12 protein-coding genes and 2 pseudogenes are annotated in these 16,103 nt (G+C 42.7%); 4 read left to right on the forward strand and 10 right to left on the reverse strand.

What is annotated here, in order from left to right; all coding sequences use genetic code 11:
- The first annotated feature begins 543 nt into the window (after window positions 1–543).
- Window positions 544–864 (forward strand): DUF6482 family protein, encoded by a 321-nt coding sequence (locus ABMY45_RS13255; protein WP_010606962.1) that lies wholly within the window; start codon window positions 544–546, stop codon window positions 862–864.
- 64 nt (window positions 865–928) lie between these two features.
- Here ABMY45_RS13255 and ABMY45_RS13260 read toward each other — a convergent pair whose 3' ends face one another.
- Window positions 929–2,851 (reverse strand): PKD domain-containing protein, encoded by a 1,923-nt coding sequence (locus tag ABMY45_RS13260; protein ID WP_349288984.1) that lies wholly within the window; start codon window positions 2,849–2,851, stop codon window positions 929–931.
- Between the two features lie 149 nt (window positions 2,852–3,000).
- On the opposite strand from ABMY45_RS13260, the gene ABMY45_RS13265 reads away from it, so the two are divergent.
- Together ABMY45_RS13265 and glmS are read left to right on the forward strand one after the other, a co-directional pair.
- A complete protein-coding gene (locus tag ABMY45_RS13265; protein ID WP_010377680.1) occupies window positions 3,001–3,783 on the forward strand; it encodes a DeoR family transcriptional regulator in 783 nt (260 codons plus the stop codon).
- Between the two features lie 10 nt (window positions 3,784–3,793).
- Window positions 3,794–5,614 carry a glutamine--fructose-6-phosphate transaminase (isomerizing) gene (gene glmS, locus ABMY45_RS13270; RefSeq protein ID WP_349288985.1) on the forward strand — a complete coding sequence of 607 codons (1,821 nt, stop codon included), beginning with the start codon at window positions 3,794–3,796 and terminating at the stop codon, window positions 5,612–5,614.
- A 133-nt stretch (window positions 5,615–5,747) separates the two neighbouring features.
- On the opposite strand, the gene arsJ is transcribed toward glmS, so the two are convergent.
- From arsJ to ABMY45_RS13305, 7 genes are all read right to left on the reverse strand, one after another.
- Window positions 5,748–6,965 carry an organoarsenical effux MFS transporter ArsJ gene (arsJ, locus tag ABMY45_RS13275; RefSeq protein ID WP_349288986.1) on the reverse strand — a complete coding sequence of 406 codons (1,218 nt, stop codon included), beginning with the start codon at window positions 6,963–6,965 and terminating at the stop codon, window positions 5,748–5,750.
- 9 nt (window positions 6,966–6,974) lie between these two features.
- Window positions 6,975–7,985, reverse strand: coding sequence for an ArsJ-associated glyceraldehyde-3-phosphate dehydrogenase (locus ABMY45_RS13280; RefSeq protein ID WP_349288987.1), 1,011 nt, complete (start codon window positions 7,983–7,985; stop codon window positions 6,975–6,977).
- 3 nt (window positions 7,986–7,988) lie between these two features.
- Window positions 7,989–8,492 carry a dual specificity protein phosphatase family protein gene (locus tag ABMY45_RS13285; RefSeq protein WP_239422875.1) on the reverse strand — a complete coding sequence of 168 codons (504 nt, stop codon included), beginning with the start codon at window positions 8,490–8,492 and terminating at the stop codon, window positions 7,989–7,991.
- A 14-nt stretch (window positions 8,493–8,506) separates the two neighbouring features.
- Window positions 8,507–9,529, reverse strand: a complete 1,023-nt coding sequence (gene arsB / locus ABMY45_RS13290; protein WP_239422874.1) for an ACR3 family arsenite efflux transporter — start codon at window positions 9,527–9,529, stop codon at window positions 8,507–8,509.
- A gap of 11 nt (window positions 9,530–9,540) precedes the next feature.
- Window positions 9,541–10,302, reverse strand: coding sequence for a metalloregulator ArsR/SmtB family transcription factor (locus tag ABMY45_RS13295; RefSeq protein ID WP_239422873.1), 762 nt, complete (start codon window positions 10,300–10,302; stop codon window positions 9,541–9,543).
- 711 nt (window positions 10,303–11,013) lie between these two features.
- Window positions 11,014–11,937 carry a hypothetical protein gene (locus ABMY45_RS13300; protein ID WP_349288988.1) on the reverse strand — a complete coding sequence of 308 codons (924 nt, stop codon included), beginning with the start codon at window positions 11,935–11,937 and terminating at the stop codon, window positions 11,014–11,016.
- A gap of 311 nt (window positions 11,938–12,248) precedes the next feature.
- A complete protein-coding gene (locus ABMY45_RS13305) occupies window positions 12,249–13,220 on the reverse strand; it encodes a transposase (RefSeq protein ID WP_349288989.1) in 972 nt (323 codons plus the stop codon).
- 436 nt (window positions 13,221–13,656) lie between these two features.
- Here ABMY45_RS13305 and ABMY45_RS13310 point away from each other — a divergent pair, with 436 nt between their 5' ends.
- Entirely contained in the window at window positions 13,657–14,553 is an 897-nt protein-coding gene (locus ABMY45_RS13310; RefSeq protein ID WP_010606956.1) for a PD40 domain-containing protein, read from the forward strand.
- 261 nt (window positions 14,554–14,814) lie between these two features.
- Here the strand turns inward: ABMY45_RS13310 and ABMY45_RS13315 are convergent.
- Together ABMY45_RS13315 and ABMY45_RS13320 are read right to left on the reverse strand one after the other, a co-directional pair.
- A pseudogene (locus tag ABMY45_RS13315) lies at window positions 14,815–14,994 on the reverse strand (ISAs1 family transposase); the annotation flags it as partial.
- Between the two features lie 346 nt (window positions 14,995–15,340).
- Window positions 15,341–15,931: pseudogene (locus ABMY45_RS13320) on the reverse strand (transposase); the annotation flags it as partial.
- Window positions 15,932–16,103: the final 172 nt, after the last annotated feature.

Consider the following 16,103-nt stretch of genomic DNA (forward strand, 5'->3'; position numbering starts at 1 on the left):
TACCAATTGAATTAATTCTCTAATCAATTTGAAGGGTGAAATAGCATATTAGCTTCGTTAAAAATTTCTCATTTAGAACAACTAAATAGCAAAATTTTTGCCTTGCTACTAAAGCTATTTCCCCGCTTCAAGATAGATCATTTACTTAATACAACTGGTATAACACCCATGTTTGCCAGCGGCACTCAAACTTTTTTCATTATGTGAGATAGATTGGCAAAACAATCGTGCCAGCCGATAATCCGTAAAATAGAGCGTGCGTTTATGGCAGTTAAACGTAATGAAGTATTCTGCGTACGGGATTGATATCCTGCCTTTTCTCAGGTTATTCCAGCTCATGTGCATGCCTTGCAATTGAGAGATAAGTTTTAAAGATAAGTCCTTCGATTAAATCTATCGAGGTACACCTCGACCTACGTGATGGATGGTAGGTCGTGATTTATCACGACAACAGGTTTGCGACAAAACATTCATGACTATCAAGGTGAACCAAACACGCACATGTGCCGTTTAATTATTAATCGGTTAAACGAGGAGAGCATTATGCTTGCTGCCACACTCAAAGAAAAAATCGCTAATAAAGAACTCCATGCCATCGTGCTTAGCTACGCGGATTCAAATCACTATCTTGCGGGTGGTCAAGATAGTGATGGGAACTTGCATATCTTAATGCATGCCGAAGGTAAACTAACGCCGTTTAACTCGCTGCGAGAGGCCGAGACAAAGCTGGCGGAACTCGGCGCAACTCAAGCCTACCTCAGAGTTGAGTCCGCCTATGATGAAATTGGTCCAGAGGACTCTTCGGGAACGCATATCAGCAATATGGAGATCCGTCACTTAGCTCCATCCGACATAACCGTTTAAACAAAAAGGCTTAAGCGCCCACAAGTGAGCGCTTAAGCCTTAAAAGTCAACGAGTAGAGATCTCTTATTCTACTGAAAGTGTTATCGTTTTAGTTGCAACGGAAGCGGACTTTTCATCTACAACACTTAAACTTACCTGATAGTCGCCTGATGCTATAGGAGTGAATTTTAGGTTCGAGTCATGAGCTGTGGTACTGTCAATCACTTCGCCTGATGGAGCAACCACCTTCCAAAAATAGGTCAAATTGCCTGCATTGCTGTCGCTATCCATAACCGTTGGAGTTATCCAAAGCGCTGCATCTGTTTTCAGTACTCCTTGATAGTCCAGCGCCGTAATTACTGGAGCGCTATTTTGAACAGCACTTACTTTGATGAATGCCGCGACGACTAGTTCAACCTTGCCATCAGACACGATGCATTTCAGCACATAGTTACCAGCTTCATCGAAGGTAAGAGACGCGCGATTATCAGCATTATTGACCACTGCAGTGCTATTCTCAGGCTTCGTTTCAAGTGACCAACGATAAGTGAGCGGATCGCCGTCTTTATCTTCTGCGGATACCACAAAGACTTTGGTTTCCCCTTCCGTAGCTGTAGACATTTGTGGACTCATAGACGCTGTGGGTCCATAATTTTCAGGGTGGCTCTTTATCACGCCACTGGCGGTTTGGCTTAGCTCACCGTTACTTACCTCCACAAAATAACGGTAACTTCCCTCTCCGTGAGGCGTAAAAATCACCGTATCGGTATCTTCATTCGTAACGGAATAGGTCAAACCGGCTTCAAATGGCTCAAACGTCCAACTAAAGGAGAGTGTTCTTCCGCTTGTATCTCTACTTCGCTTGGCACTAAGCTCGATGGCTTCATTGATTTTGGTTGACTCTGGCACGTCGACGAATACAAGCGGTTTGTTTGCTTCGCCTAATTTGGCCGTTAAGGTATGGGTTGCCTCACTTAAACGACCCTGTCTGTCTTTAAGGCTAAAGCGGATTTTATATTGCCCTGCCTTATCTAATTGAAGCGAGGTGAGAAATCCATTTGGTGTTGCCATTGCGGCTTGGCTGCCGCTCGGTTTGCTGTCAAAACTCCAAAGCGGTGTTACAGCGCCTTGATACTGACTACCATCGCTTTTCAGCTCAACAAAAGTCATGGAGCTTAATGTAACCTCTGAAGGCGCAGAAATAACCGCTTTAAGAGCTGGCTGGTTATCTATAACGATGACTTTTTCTGATTTGCTATGTGACGATTTACCATCATAAACGGTTAAAGTAATGGTGTATTCACCCGCAAATTTAGAGGCGAAAGAGGCAACGTTATTGTTAGGGCTTACCAATGTGTATTCATCAACATTAGCAGGTGCAGTAACTTGCCATTTATAACTGAGATTATCGCCGTCTGAGTCTGAGCTGTTGCTCGCATCTAACTGTAGATGCTCGTTGATGGCAATTGCCTGTTTGGTGAGTGTGAAGTCGGCGACAGGAGGTGTGTTCACACTTGGTGTAGTTTTTTCTTTTATACGGATCTCAAACTGTGTTGTCGATTCGTTACTACCTGACTTGATTGTTAGCCCTAGAATGTAAATACCTGCAACGTCAGCGGTAAAGTGCGTTTGCTTAGCGTTGGGGTTAGAAAACTGAGCGTTACTGCCTTGGGGTTTGGCTTGCCACTGCCATGTTATTTCGGCATTTTCAGGGATCGTACTTCCCGTAGTGCTAAGCTGAATGACGTTGCCAGTCTCCCCAAAGGCACTTGCCTGAATTTTAGCGACTGGCTTAGTCGTGGTATCCGTTCCAGAATCTGTATTATCGTTATTTGAGTCTGTGTTGCTGTTATTTGAATCTGTGCTGCCGTTATTTGAATCCGTGTTGCCATTATTTCCATTTTTGCCGCTATCTTGATTGACTGGTGTAGTGTCACCGCCTGAACCGCCGCATCCTGCTAGTAATAGTGAACAACAAAGTATTGATGTTATTAAGTTTTTGTTCATTTAATTATCCTTTTAAGTACCTCAATCCGGAAATGTATCCTGATGTTCATAATATTTCCAGTTAAAATTTGTTCAGTGCAAAATTTAACTTGTTTAGGTTTTGAAGTTTCGACTATAATCGCCTTAAATTTCGAAACGAAACTTATTTGATGACTAAACGAAACACTCAACAGCGCAGACATACCATTCTTTCATGGGTGAATGAATACGGTGAAGTAAGCGTAGAATCACTCGCCGCTGAGTTTGAAACGTCAGAAGTTACGATTCGTAAGGATTTAACGGCACTAGAAAAAAGCGGCCTGTTACTACGCCGCTATGGCGGTGCGATAGCCCTTCCTAAAGAGATCACCGCATCAGGTAAAGACGAGCAAGACTCGGTACGTAAAACGGCCATTGCCAAAGCGGCCGCCGAGCTGATTAAAGATCACAATCGCATCATTATCGATAGCGGCAGAACCACTGAAACCCTAATTCCGGAGCTTGCACAAAAGCGCGGCTTAGTCGTGATGACCAATGCGATGAATATCGCTAATCGATTGTTATCACTGGAGAATGAGCCAACCTTATTGATGACCGGCGGGACATGGGATCCGCACTCAGAATCCTTTCAAGGGCAAGTAGCAGAGCAAGTACTACAATCCTATGACTTTGATCAGCTTTTTATTGGTGCCGATGGCATTGATGTAGAGCGCGGCACAACCACATTCAACGAATTAATTGGGCTGAGCCGTGTGATGGCAAAGTCAGCCCGTGAAGTGATTGTGATGGTCGAATCCGACAAGATTGGCCGTAAAATTCCGAATTTAGAAATACCTTGGGCACAGATCACCACTTTGATCACCGACAACAACTTGGCCGATGACCTCCGCCAAGCGATCGAAGCGCGTGGCATACAACTTATCTGTGCTGAACTACACACAACGTGCAAATAATGGAGAGATTATGTGTGGAATCGTAGGCGCTGTTGCTGAGCGTCCAGTAAACAAAATTCTTATCGAAGGCCTAAAACGCCTTGAATATCGTGGTTATGACTCTGCGGGTGTAGCACTTTGCGAAGGCGGCGCACTCAACAGCGTGAAAGCCGTAGGTAAAGTGGTAAACCTAGAATCTGCGCTTGAAAATGCAGAAGTAAAAGGTACTACCGGTATCGCGCATACGCGCTGGGCAACACACGGCGGCGTAACAGAGGCTAACGCGCACCCGCATATTTCTAACAGCGAAATTGCGCTGGTACACAACGGCATTATTGAAAACCACGAAGGTTTGCGCGCGGCATTAAAAGAAGACGGTTACGAGTTTTTATCTGACACCGACACCGAAGTGATGGTGCACTTGATCCATCAACTCAGACAGCAACACACTACATTACTCGCTGCCGTGCAAGCAGCGGTAAAACAGCTCGAAGGTGCATACGGTACGGTATTATTTGATAAAGCCAATCAAGATGAAATCATCGTGACACGCTCAGGCAGCCCACTGGTGATCGGCCTTGGCCTTGGTGAAAACTTTATTGCCTCTGATCAGCTTGCACTATTACCAGTAACACGCAGCTTTATCTTCCTAGAAGAAGGCGATGTAGCACGCATTACTCGCGAAACGGTAGAAATCTTCGACATTAACGGCAATCCTGTAGAGCGCGAAGTGGTTGAGTCTAACATCACGCAAGATGCGTCGGGCAAAGGCGAATACCGCCACTACATGCTAAAAGAAATCTACGAGCAGCCAATGGCTGTACGTAACACACTTGAAGGCCGTTTAGATAACGATCGCGTTAGTATCGATGCATTTGGCGACAAAGCGAACGAAATTTTTAAAGATGTAAAACACGTACAGATCATCGCGTGTGGTACGTCTTACCACTCAGGCATGGTGGCGCGCTACTGGCTGGAGCAATTTGCAGGCGTAAGCTGTAACGTTGAAATCGCCTCAGAGTTTCGCTACCGCGACTCATTCGTTCACGAAAACAGCCTACTGGTAACCATTTCACAATCGGGCGAAACCGCAGACACACTTGCAGCGCTGCGTCTTGCCAAAGAGCAAGGCTATATGGCGTCGATGACCATCTGTAATGTACCTGGCTCATCGCTAGTACGTGAGTCAGATCTTGCCTTTATGACCAAAGCAGGCGCTGAAATTGGGGTGGCATCAACCAAAGCATTTACAACTCAATTAGTTGGCTTATTGATGCTAACTGCGTCGATCGCGCAGGAAAAAGGCCGTGATCAAAGCGCAATCGTCAACGCCATCAAAACCCTGCCAACCAAGCTTGAAGAAACGCTAACGATGGCCGATGGCATCGAGCTTCTTGCAGAAGAATTTGCCGACAAACATCACTCATTGTTCTTAGGTCGTGGTTCACAATACCCAATCGCAATGGAAGGTGCACTTAAGCTTAAAGAAATCTCCTACATCCACGCCGAAGCTTATGCGGCAGGCGAGCTAAAACACGGCCCGCTCGCGCTTATCGACGCAGACATGCCTATCATCGTCGTTGCACCAAACAACGAGCTGCTTGAAAAGCTCAAATCAAACGTTGAAGAAGTGCGCGCACGCGGCGGTATCATCTATGTATTTGCAGACAAAGACTCAAACTTTGCCTCAGACGACACCATGCGAGTAATGAACGTCAATCACGTAGAAAACATCATCGCCCCAGTGGTTTACACCATCCCACTACAGCTACTTTCATACTACGTAGCCGTGATCAAAGGCACCGATGTTGACCAACCGAGAAATCTCGCAAAGAGTGTAACGGTAGAATAAGAAAAGGCGCGCAAGCGCCTCAGTTGTGGGAGAGTAATAAAGTCTCATACCAAGCAATAAAGTATCATCCTAAAATGGCAGCGATCATAGTCGATACGCTGCCATTCCTAAATCGAAAATGCCCCAAAACAATTTACGTTTTCTTTGAAGTATCTGGTAACTTAGCAGAAATAAGTGCCGCTAAACTAATAAACGCAAACGAAATTGCCAAACAAGCTGCTAACCCGTAGAGCTGGAAGACCCAGCCTGACAGCACTGTACCGAACAATCGCCCCATTGCATTCGCCATGTAGTAAAAGCCAACATCTAACGAAACGCCATCGGCATCTGCCATGCTAACAATCAAATAACTGTGCAGTGACGAGTTGACAGCGAACAGTATGCCAAACACCATTAAACCTGCTATGAGTAACATTTTAACTTCCCAGCTAAAATATAGTGATAAGGCAATGCCTAATGTCACCAGTGCCAACAAGCTTGCCCATTTTACGGTTTCTGTTGAAGGAGAAACGTTGTCTTTGAAGTTGATTAGCTTCGGTGCCATTGATTGCACAATACCGTAACCAATAACCCAAAGCGCCAAGAAACTGCCTACCGACCAATGATCCCACTCAAAGGCTTGTGACAAGAACACAGGTAGCGCAACCACAAACCAGACATCTCGCGCACCGAACAAGAAGAGTCGTGCAGCTGATAAGATATTGATAGAGCGACTCTTTGAAAAAATATCGGTGAACTTAGGCTTGTTCTTAGCTTTCCCCAAGTCGTTCTTCAAGGCATAAAGGCTGTAACACCAGACAAGTGCCAGAACACCAGCCATTAATAACATTGCGCCTTTGAATGAAAGCAAAGTTAACAGTAAGCCGCCTAAGAAAAAGCCAACGCCTTTCAGAGCATTCTTAGAGCCTGTTAATACCGCGACCCATTTAAATAATGTGCCTTCTTGCCCTGCGGCAACCAACATCTTAATTGAGCTTTTCGCGCTCATTTTGTTTAAGTCTTTGGCAATGCCTGAAAGCGCTTGTGCAATCATTACATATACGACTGTTAACCATTCAGCCGGAACGGCTAACATCAGCAAGGTGATAATTTGAATGGCTAAACCAATGTTCATGGTTTTATTTAACCCTAAACGAGCACCTAAGAAGCCGCCAACTAAATTAGTGACAACGCCAAAGATTTCATAAAACAAGAACAACATCGCAATGCTAAGCGGACTATAACCTAACGCATGGAAATGAAGCACTACTAACATGCGTAGTGCGCCATCAGTTAAGGTAAATGCCCAATAATTACCTGTGACAACAAGGTATTGCTTAATATCGTCTGATAATGATGCCAAGCGCTTCATAGTGATACATTACCCTTTGATTGATAAACCAACTTTACGAGCAAGCTCAGCTGTTCTATTAGCATAGCCCCACTCGTTGTCATACCATGTGTACAGCTTCACCTGAGTGCCGTTAACGACCATTGTTGATAACGCATCAACAACGCTAGAACGTGGGTCGGTTTTATAATCGATAGATACTAGAGGCTTTTCTTCATAGCCAAGAATGCCTTTCAATTCGCCTTCAGCCGCTTCTTTCATCCAAGCATTAATTTCAGCTGCCGTTGTTGGACGCTCAACTTCAAATACACAGTCTGTAATGGACGCGTTTGCTAGTGGTACACGTACTGCATGACCATTCAGCTTACCTTTCAACTCTGGGAAAATATGAGTAATAGCTGTTGCTGAACCTGTAGTGGTTGGGATTAAGCTCATGCCACAGGCACGCGCTCTGCGTAAATCTTTGTGCGGAGCATCTAAAATGGTTTGAGTATTGGTAATATCGTGGATAGTCGTCATCGAGCCATGTTTGATGCCGATTTTATCCTGTAACACTTTCACCACTGGTGCTAAGCAGTTTGTGGTGCAAGACGCTGCCGTTACGATTGAGTGTTGTTCAATATCATATCGATGGTCATTAACCCCCATAACTACATTGAGCACACCTTCTTCTTTTACTGGTGCTGTGACAACGACTTTTTTTACACCTTGGTCTAAGTAGGCTTTTAACAACTCAGTTTTCTTCATTTTACCTGATGCTTCAATGACCAAATCACATTCAGACCAATCCGTATCATTAATCGCTTTATTTTGCGTTACACGAATGGCTTGACCATCAATTATCACGTTATTGTCATCATGAGATACATCATATGACCAAGTACCATGCACAGAATCGTACTTTAGCAAATGTGCCAAAGTCTCAGCGTTGCCAGCAGGATCATTGATTTGCACAAACTCAATGTCTTGCCAACCAAAAGCAGCTCTAAGTGTTAAACGACCCATGCGGCCAAAACCGTTAATACCAATTTTAATTGCCATGTTTTAAGCTCCTACTTTTTGAAACTCATTGAAAAAAGAAAGTTGTACTGGGTGTGAAAGCGCTTTAGGGCGCATTTTCTGTACTTGTTTAATAATGTCTGCCTTGTCGTAACCTAGTTCATACATGAGTATTCCAATCACTAAGCCAGTGCGCCCAGAGCCACCTTTGCAATGCACTGCTATAGTGCCTTGATTGCGCAGTATTGATAAGATGTCATTAATTTGAGATGCATAAGCTTTAGCGAAGTCCTCGTTTGGGCCATCTTCATCAGAAATAGGAAGCTGAAACCATTTAACACCTTGTGCATCACACACTTTTGGAAGGTCTTCGGCTTCATTCTTTTTAATTTCTGCATTGTACATCAGCGTCACAACCGCTTGTGCTCCAGCATCTTTCAACTGCGTGACCGATGTTGTTAAATCAACGTCCTTGGTTCCGGGGCAAGGCGTAAATATAAAGCTCGCGCCATTATCAAGTGCCAGTTTGTCGCAAGGATGAGTTTGCATAAGAACCCTCTATGTTATTCGTTAAACCAATGTCTTGTTCTGTTCACAATCGCTACGAGAGACAGCATGATGGGAACTTCAACCAGAACCCCAACCACAGTTGCCAATGCAGCGCCTGAATGTAACCCGAATAGGGAGATCGCCACAGCGACTGCCAATTCAAAGAAGTTAGATGTACCAATCAAACAAGCAGGTGCAGCAATGTTGTGCTTAAGCTTGAGTCTGACCGCGATAAAATAAGCAACAATGAAAATACCATAGGTTTGAAGAATTAGCGGAATAGCGATTAACAAGATATTAAGAGGTTGCTCAATGATGGTGTTTGCCTGAAAGCCAAATAGCAGCACTACTGTTGCTAGTAACCCGATAACAGAAAACGGTTTGAACTTCTCTAGCAAACTTGTGATAGCTGCTTCATCGCGACCTGAACTGTTTAAGTGTTTTCTGGTCAGGATTCCCGCGATTAAAGGCAGTAATACATACAAAATAACCGAGATAAACAAGGTACCCCAAGGCACATGAATATCTGTTACACCAAGCAATAACCCTGCAATGGGAGCGAATGCAAAAATCATGATGATATCGTTCACAGATACCTGAACCAAGGTATAGTTTGCGTCACCTTTTGTTAATTGCGACCAGACAAACACCATTGCAGTACAAGGTGCTACGCCAAGTAAAATCATACCAGCGATGTATTCTTGAGCAGTTTTTGGTGACACAAAATCGGCAAATAATCCTTCAAAGAACAACCAACCTAATGCAGCCATCGAGAACGGTTTTATAAGCCAGTTGATCACCAAAGTTAATACTAAGCCTTGTGGATTCTTGCCAACTTCCTTGATGGTCGAAAAGTCTACTTGCACCATCATTGGATAGATCATCACCCAAATGAAGACCGCAACAACCACGTTGACATGGGCAACTTCAAGCTTTGCAATCGCTTCAAAAAGAGGTGGATAAACAATCCCCAGAACCACACCAGCAACAATTGATATCGCAACCCACACAGATAAATAACGTTCAAAAATCCCCATAGTTATATTCCTTAATTACAGCAACTTGCCACACGCGTAGGGCGATCACCCATTGCATTTAATCTGGCTAGCTCTTGTTCAATAAAAATAGGTTCATTCACTACCGTTGAAATGATAGTTTGCTTCATCCACGCTGGCAGTGTTGGATTGATTGAATAAAACACCCATTGCTGATGTTTTCTGTCAGATAAGATCCCTGTTTTTCTAAGCTGTGCTAGATGACGAGAAACTTTCGGTTGGCTCTCTTCATCCAATGCAGCCATCAACTCACAGACACATGCTTCACCTTCAACAGCAATAATTAAAAGCGTTTTCAAGCGAATATCATCAGCCAGAGCTTTGTATAAAGTAGTAGGTGTTATAGGCGCAGGTTTTTGCTTTTCTTGTATCAGCAAAAACATTTTGATCCGCTCGTTTAACTCTTGTAGCGTCTTTTCAAACGGGTTGGCATCTTTACGAGAACGAGGCTCTGGAAAATCCCAAGCAAGGCAATTGGTGCCGTCAACTCGGCTATCGCATTCTTTTGCTGCTTTATCGCACAGCGTAATAACAAAGTCGAAATGGGTATTGTTAACTTCATCAAGGTGTTTTGAGCGTAAACCATCAGTACGTAATCCAAAGTGTTCAATAGCTGACAATGTGCGGTTATCAACATGATTTGGCTCAGTACCAGCGCTGTAAACCTCGTACTCACCTTTACCATGATGTTGTAATAACGCTTCTGCCATAATGGATCTAGCCGAATTTTCTGTGCATAAGAAGAGAACTTTCATGAGCAACTCCATAATAAATTTATTATATAATAAATTTGTTATGGAGTTGCTGCAAGAGATATTTTCGAAAAAATGAGTTAAGCGGCTGTTCTAGATAAATTGTTCATACTTCAATTTTTTTGGCTTTTTTAATGGTCAAAATATATAAGCGAATAACTCAAAGTGGCACAGAGATATCCTTTGGCTCCAAATTGTTTTTGTCCAGAAGTGAGTTACAACAAGTATGATACTTTAATATTCAGTTGTAGCTTGATTCGGACTTGAGAGTAGTAATTAGTATAAAACTTTATTCCTCTCTCACACATGTTTTCTGTGGCTTAGGATGAGGCTATATTCCTAAGTCACACAATAATTGCAATGCTGGCATTTGGGCCTAATAGTGTCTAATTTGGATAGCCGTCTAACCTAATGCATCGCGAACTTTGGGCATGATCCTGCGACTAACAGGGACTTCGTCACCTGTTGATAAATGTAAAATGCCAGTTCCTGATGCGCTTCTGGATAATGATGTTATGAACAGGGTATTCACTATGTACGAGCGATGAACCCGTAAAAAAGTGGCAGGAAGTGTACTTTCGAGTTCAGACAAGCTGTTGTGGTGCAATACACTTCCCCTATTATTAATAACCAGCTCAACATAATCTCTTGCCCCCTTACAAAAACAAATTTCTTCGCAAGATATAAAGTCTGTTTTTCCAGCATGGCTGATTTTTATTTTAGTTGGTTGTTCCCGTTCTTTCTGTTCGTCCAATATGCGCTGTAATCGATCTGCCCGATCTTGCTCAAACCGCTTTTTTCCTGTTCTTTCTTATAATCGATAGCATGTTGAGCAAAAAAGAAGACGAAAAGCAAAGCAATGCAATAGTAGTAGTAAATATCCAAAAACTGGTTTGGGCTACTAGCAGTCAATAGAACAAACGCAAACAGTGCAATACTATGTGGCAGCGCGTTGCGGGCTTTCTTTATCGCAGCATATCCGGTAATTAATGTGCCTATTCCCACTGGGAGCAGTACTGATACAAGTGTTTTTGATTCCAAATGATCCAGTAACAAAACAAATATGAGGGTCGTTACGCAACCAACGGTTAAGGCTGTTTTTCTTCCTTTTGTTAAAAAGCGTTTACATACATAACTCAATAAAAAGAATGAAACTATTAAGCTTGAACAAAGAATAGTTAGCATCCTGATCCCATTGTATGGGTAACTATAATCAAACAATCCGCGCGATACTTCAGCAATTAATTGGATAACTGCGAAAAGCGATGCAATAGGGATGAATAGATTGTGTTTGGTATTATTACTTTGGAAGGCTAATACAGATGAATAGATAAAACCGAGAATTAAAATACCAAACGGGATAAACACTGGTAGGTAGTGGTTTGCAAGGTAGTCCTTGGGCGTTTGATAATCGGTGATAAGCAACCTTTGTATAGGTGGATCAATCTGTAATAGCCTGTTATGCGAAGATAACTCGATGACTAGAGTATTGTGTTGTTTTATAAGGGGGCTATCGGGTAAATAGAAGCTTTTATCCATGCGGCCGGCAACTTCATTTTTTGCTTCCTCAGCTGGCGAGCCATTGTGGCCGATATTTACTCCATTAAGATAAACCGTCGTAGATGCTTCGGCTGACAAAACCAGTCCAAGAGGGCGCTTCCTAGGTTGCCCTGCGTTTGCCACATCGAAATGAACTTGTATCCAAACTAAAACACAGCAGCACTGATAACACAGCAGCACTGACACCCACGATTATTTACTCACGATGGTTATGGCTGTTTCGACTTAGCATTGTGCAAGGTTGTTCATTATTCGTATCAAAAGCGCTTCTAAAATAAGGTAGCTGTTGGTGTTTGCTCATTTTTCGACACTAAAACTAGTGTATCACGCACGAGAAGCGCGCTGTAATTTGCACAGCTTGAGGGGTTATCGCTAAAGGCGTTATTTGGTTAAGCCAGCAAACGTGCACAATTTGCTAGATTTGTGCGCCGTCGTTTTTTAAGGGTTCCACAATAAGCTGTGAGTACTTGCTCTCGACCCACCGCGCCGTGGAAAACCCGAGAAAATTGTGTAGTGAGCTTCATCCAGTTATCAGGTTCGATGTTTAGTCGAGACAGAATAGGTTGAGACTCAAAGATGGCACCGCTTTTGTCGGTGCGAATACATTGACCGGTAAGCTCAACTAATTCTATATAAAACTTGAGTTCAAAAGGCAGCCCTTTTGGCATATGTTTTCTGGGGCTTCCCGCAAACCGTAATAGGCTTTTTGGTTGTTTCCCTTGCCTTGCATGGTCGATACGCTTTTTGATACTGGTAAAGTCAGAGGTTTCAGGTGTTGGGGCTAATTTAGCTCGAATAGGGTTTAAGTCAACGTATGTCATACAAGCAGCTAATGCTGCTTCGTCCAGCAAGGGCTGAGATTTAAATCGTCCTTCCCAGAACCGGCCTGTACACTCATCCTCTTTATTTGCTCTACGGGCAATATCCTCGTTGAGTACCCGCATAAACCAACTAATATCAGCCAGTCTTTGTCTGTATTTGGAAGTATATTCACTGAGTATCAACTGCTCCGACTCGCTTAGAGGCTCTTCCTCGATAAACTTCCAAGTTACCCAATTACCTTTAAACAGCTTGTGCCAGCGTATTACAACGGCTTTATCTGATAAGCGCTTGGCCTTTTTATCATCAACGTGCAGAACAAGGTGAGTGTGGTTACTCATCACCGCATAAGCACAGACGTCGATACAGAAAACAGCTGCCAATATCAGGAGCTTTTCTTCAACCCAATCACGGCGATGTTCATAGGACTTTCCGGTCAATTTATCTTCACCGCATAAAAACGCGCGCCTCACGCAACGGGAGATACAGTGGTAGTATTTGGTGTCGGTTAAGCTGATTTGATTTTTACGGGCAGTAGCCATCCTTTGTTTTCCTCAATCCTTTGAGTGCAGAATTAGAGCGTAGACGACTTTTAAAAAAGGCACAAATTAGTGGTGGGTGTCTTTGGTTTACTTGTTCAACTTCTACAGGCTTATATGCCCTCAAAATCAAGATACTAAAGGCGCATTCAGCGCCTTTTTTATAACGGTTCAAATTAATCCGTCTTAAAAATCTCATAACTCATTTCCCCTTATGGGTTTCTGAAGTTTGCATTCTAAAAGCCAAAGCAGAAAACTTATTTATTAAATACAATTTCTTACTAGATATTTTTCTATTTATTTAAATCGTAAGTTTGTGGTACTACGCACTTAAAAAGACAGTATGAGTAACAATCAGGCACAATTCATCAAGACGTCAGGTTTTTTGTATTTGAACTGCTAATGTCAGTGGTTCTTAAATCACCATTAAGGACAAACCATGAAGTCGAATTTAGCTTTACTCACCCTATTATTTTTAAATCTCAGCGGTTGCTCTATGAATCATGCTGAAGATAAAACCAATGTAAAAGAAAGTATGTATTTTGGTGAGCAGCCACCGGGTTTAGTGCCGAAGATCTTTGAGCCTAAAATAGTTTCACCAAACGGGGAGTTTGAAAGCGGTACATTCACGCCAGATATGCAGTCTTTTTACTTCACCAAAGCGATAGGCGAAGACAAAAAGCGAGGTTTCTTTGTTATCCATAAAGAAAATAATCAGTGGGGAAAGGCGTCAGAAACAGATCTACATTGGCCGCAGTTTTCTTATGATGGTAACAAAATGTTTATCGGTAAAATGTATCGAGAGCGCGAAGGGGGTGGTTGGTCTGAGCCTAAAAGCCCAGGCGCGTTCATAGAACATATGGCTCATGGACGATCGGTTTCTGCAAGTGGCACTTATTACTTTACCGGATATAAAAAGCGAGGTGTTGTTGGCGCTTTGTATTACTCTCGACTTATCAACGGGCAGTATGAAGAGCCCATAAAGCTAAGAGACGATATGAATCAAGGAGAGTATATTGCTGGTTCTATGATAGCGCCTGATGAGTCATATTTGATTTGGAGTGTGCAACGAGCAGAGGGTTTTGGCCAATCTGATCTCTATATTAGTTTTAAAGAGCAAGATGGTACTTGGTCGAAGGTTATAAATATGGGGACAGCAATTAATACAGAAAAACAGGAAAGCTCCCCTCAATTATCACCTGATGGAAAATATTTTTTCTTTAATCGAGGTGATTGGCATGTGAATGGAAGCGGCAAACGTGTTTATGAAGGAAAACAATATTGGGTTGATATTCAACTGATAAAAAACTTAAAACTAAAAAGTGAGTTTACTTAATTATCTTATGTTTACAAACAAAGGCGCGTTTGGCGTCTTTTGACTAATATCTATAGGACACGTAACTGTTCAACGAGTATGCTTATTTACGAGTTACATGGTAAGCAACCAAGCTACAAACTGTTTTGCTTCAACAGCATTGCTAAGGCTTACTTTTCTGAAATCAGCATGATCTTTATAAACAACATTTTGTTTGTTTACAGAGATCGATGAAATCGGTGGGGTGGCTTCTATGTCAGGGGCGGAGCATACTTTGATTACTTATAAGCCAAAGAACACCTGTGCCCTAAATTTGTCGTTCCAGCCAGCTGTTTTCAATTTGCTGCGTTGACTCGGTAAGCCGCATTCACACTGCTTGAGCATATTCATTACAAAGCGCCTGAATAGGGCCATATTTTCCACCGCACCATCGAGACAAATTCTTGATGAATCCTCTTTAAAGGGGGTTATAAAGAAAGGGGGTTATAAAGACACCCATAATTATTTGTCATCAAAGCTGCACTATCCATACACAACCTAATACGATTTGCATTGGCTTAACCGAAAAACGAAAATGATTTCTGTCCAGCAAACAATACTGACAGCCACTACTATTTGCTTACCATGGTTATGGCAGTTTCGACTTAGCTTTGTACAAGGTTGTTCATTATTCGTATCAAAAGCGCTTCTAAAATAAGGTAGTTGTTGGTGTTTGCTCATTTTTCGACACTAAAACTAGTGTATCACGCACGACAAGGGCGCTGTAATTTGCACAGCTTGAGGGGGTATCGCTAAAGGCGTTATTTGGTTAAGCCAGCAAACGTGCACAATTTGCTAGATTTGTGCGCCGTCGTTTTTTAAGGGTTCCACAATAAGCTGTGAGTACTTGCTCTCGACCCACCGCGCCGTGGAAAACCCGAGAAAATTGTGTAGTGAGCTTCATCCAGTTATCAGGTTCGATGTTTAGTCGAGACAGAATAGGTTGAGACTCAAAGATGGCACCGCTTTTGTCGGTGCGAATACATTGACCGGTAAGCTCAACTAATTCTATATAAAACTTGAGTTCAAAAGGCAGCCCTTTTGGCATATGTTTTCTGGGGCTTCCCGCAAACCGTAATAGGCTTTTTGGTTGTTTCCCTTGCCTTGCATGGTCGATACGCTTTTTGATACTGGTAAAGTCAGAGGTTTCAGGTGTTGGGGCTAATTTAGCTCGAATAGGGTTTAAGTCAACGTATGTCATACAAGCAGCTAATGCTGCTTCGTCCAGCAAGGGCTGAGATTTAAATCGTCCTTCCCAGAACCGGCCTGTACACTCATCCTCTTTATTTGCTCTACGGGCAATATCCTCGTTGAGTACCCGCATAAACCAACTAATATCAGCCAGTCTTTGTCTGTATTTGGTAACATATTCACTGAGTATCAACAGAGGAGCAGCACTGACATCCACAGTTATCTGCTCACCATGGTTATGACAGTTTCGACTTAGCATTGCACAAAATTGTTCATTATTCGTATCAAAAGCGCTTCTAAAATAAGGTAGCTGTTGGTGTTTACGTATTTCTCGACACTAA

This window comes from Pseudoalteromonas sp. XMcav11-Q (genome assembly GCF_040104525.1).
Classification (GTDB): domain Bacteria; phylum Pseudomonadota; class Gammaproteobacteria; order Enterobacterales; family Alteromonadaceae; genus Pseudoalteromonas.

What these genes read in the sequence shown, in the direction of transcription:
- ABMY45_RS13265 (WP_010377680.1), top strand. Translation starts at nt 3,001, where the DNA reads ATGACTAAACGAAACACTCAACAGCGCAGACATACCATTCTTTCATGG.
- ABMY45_RS13280 (WP_349288987.1), bottom strand. Translation starts at nt 7,985, where the DNA reads ATGGCAATTAAAATTGGTATTAACGGTTTTGGCCGCATGGGTCGTTTA.
- ABMY45_RS13255 (WP_010606962.1), top strand. Translation starts at nt 544, where the DNA reads ATGCTTGCTGCCACACTCAAAGAAAAAATCGCTAATAAAGAACTCCAT.
- ABMY45_RS13310 (WP_010606956.1), top strand. Translation starts at nt 13,657, where the DNA reads ATGAAGTCGAATTTAGCTTTACTCACCCTATTATTTTTAAATCTCAGC.
- arsJ (WP_349288986.1), bottom strand. Translation starts at nt 6,965, where the DNA reads ATGAAGCGCTTGGCATCATTATCAGACGATATTAAGCAATACCTTGTT.
- glmS (WP_349288985.1), top strand. Translation starts at nt 3,794, where the DNA reads ATGTGTGGAATCGTAGGCGCTGTTGCTGAGCGTCCAGTAAACAAAATT.
- ABMY45_RS13260 (WP_349288984.1), bottom strand. Translation starts at nt 2,851, where the DNA reads ATGAACAAAAACTTAATAACATCAATACTTTGTTGTTCACTATTACTA.
- ABMY45_RS13285 (WP_239422875.1), bottom strand. Translation starts at nt 8,492, where the DNA reads ATGCAAACTCATCCTTGCGACAAACTGGCACTTGATAATGGCGCGAGC.
- arsB (WP_239422874.1), bottom strand. Translation starts at nt 9,529, where the DNA reads ATGGGGATTTTTGAACGTTATTTATCTGTGTGGGTTGCGATATCAATT.
- ABMY45_RS13295 (WP_239422873.1), bottom strand. Translation starts at nt 10,302, where the DNA reads ATGAAAGTTCTCTTCTTATGCACAGAAAATTCGGCTAGATCCATTATG.
- ABMY45_RS13305 (WP_349288989.1), bottom strand. Translation starts at nt 13,220, where the DNA reads ATGGCTACTGCCCGTAAAAATCAAATCAGCTTAACCGACACCAAATAC.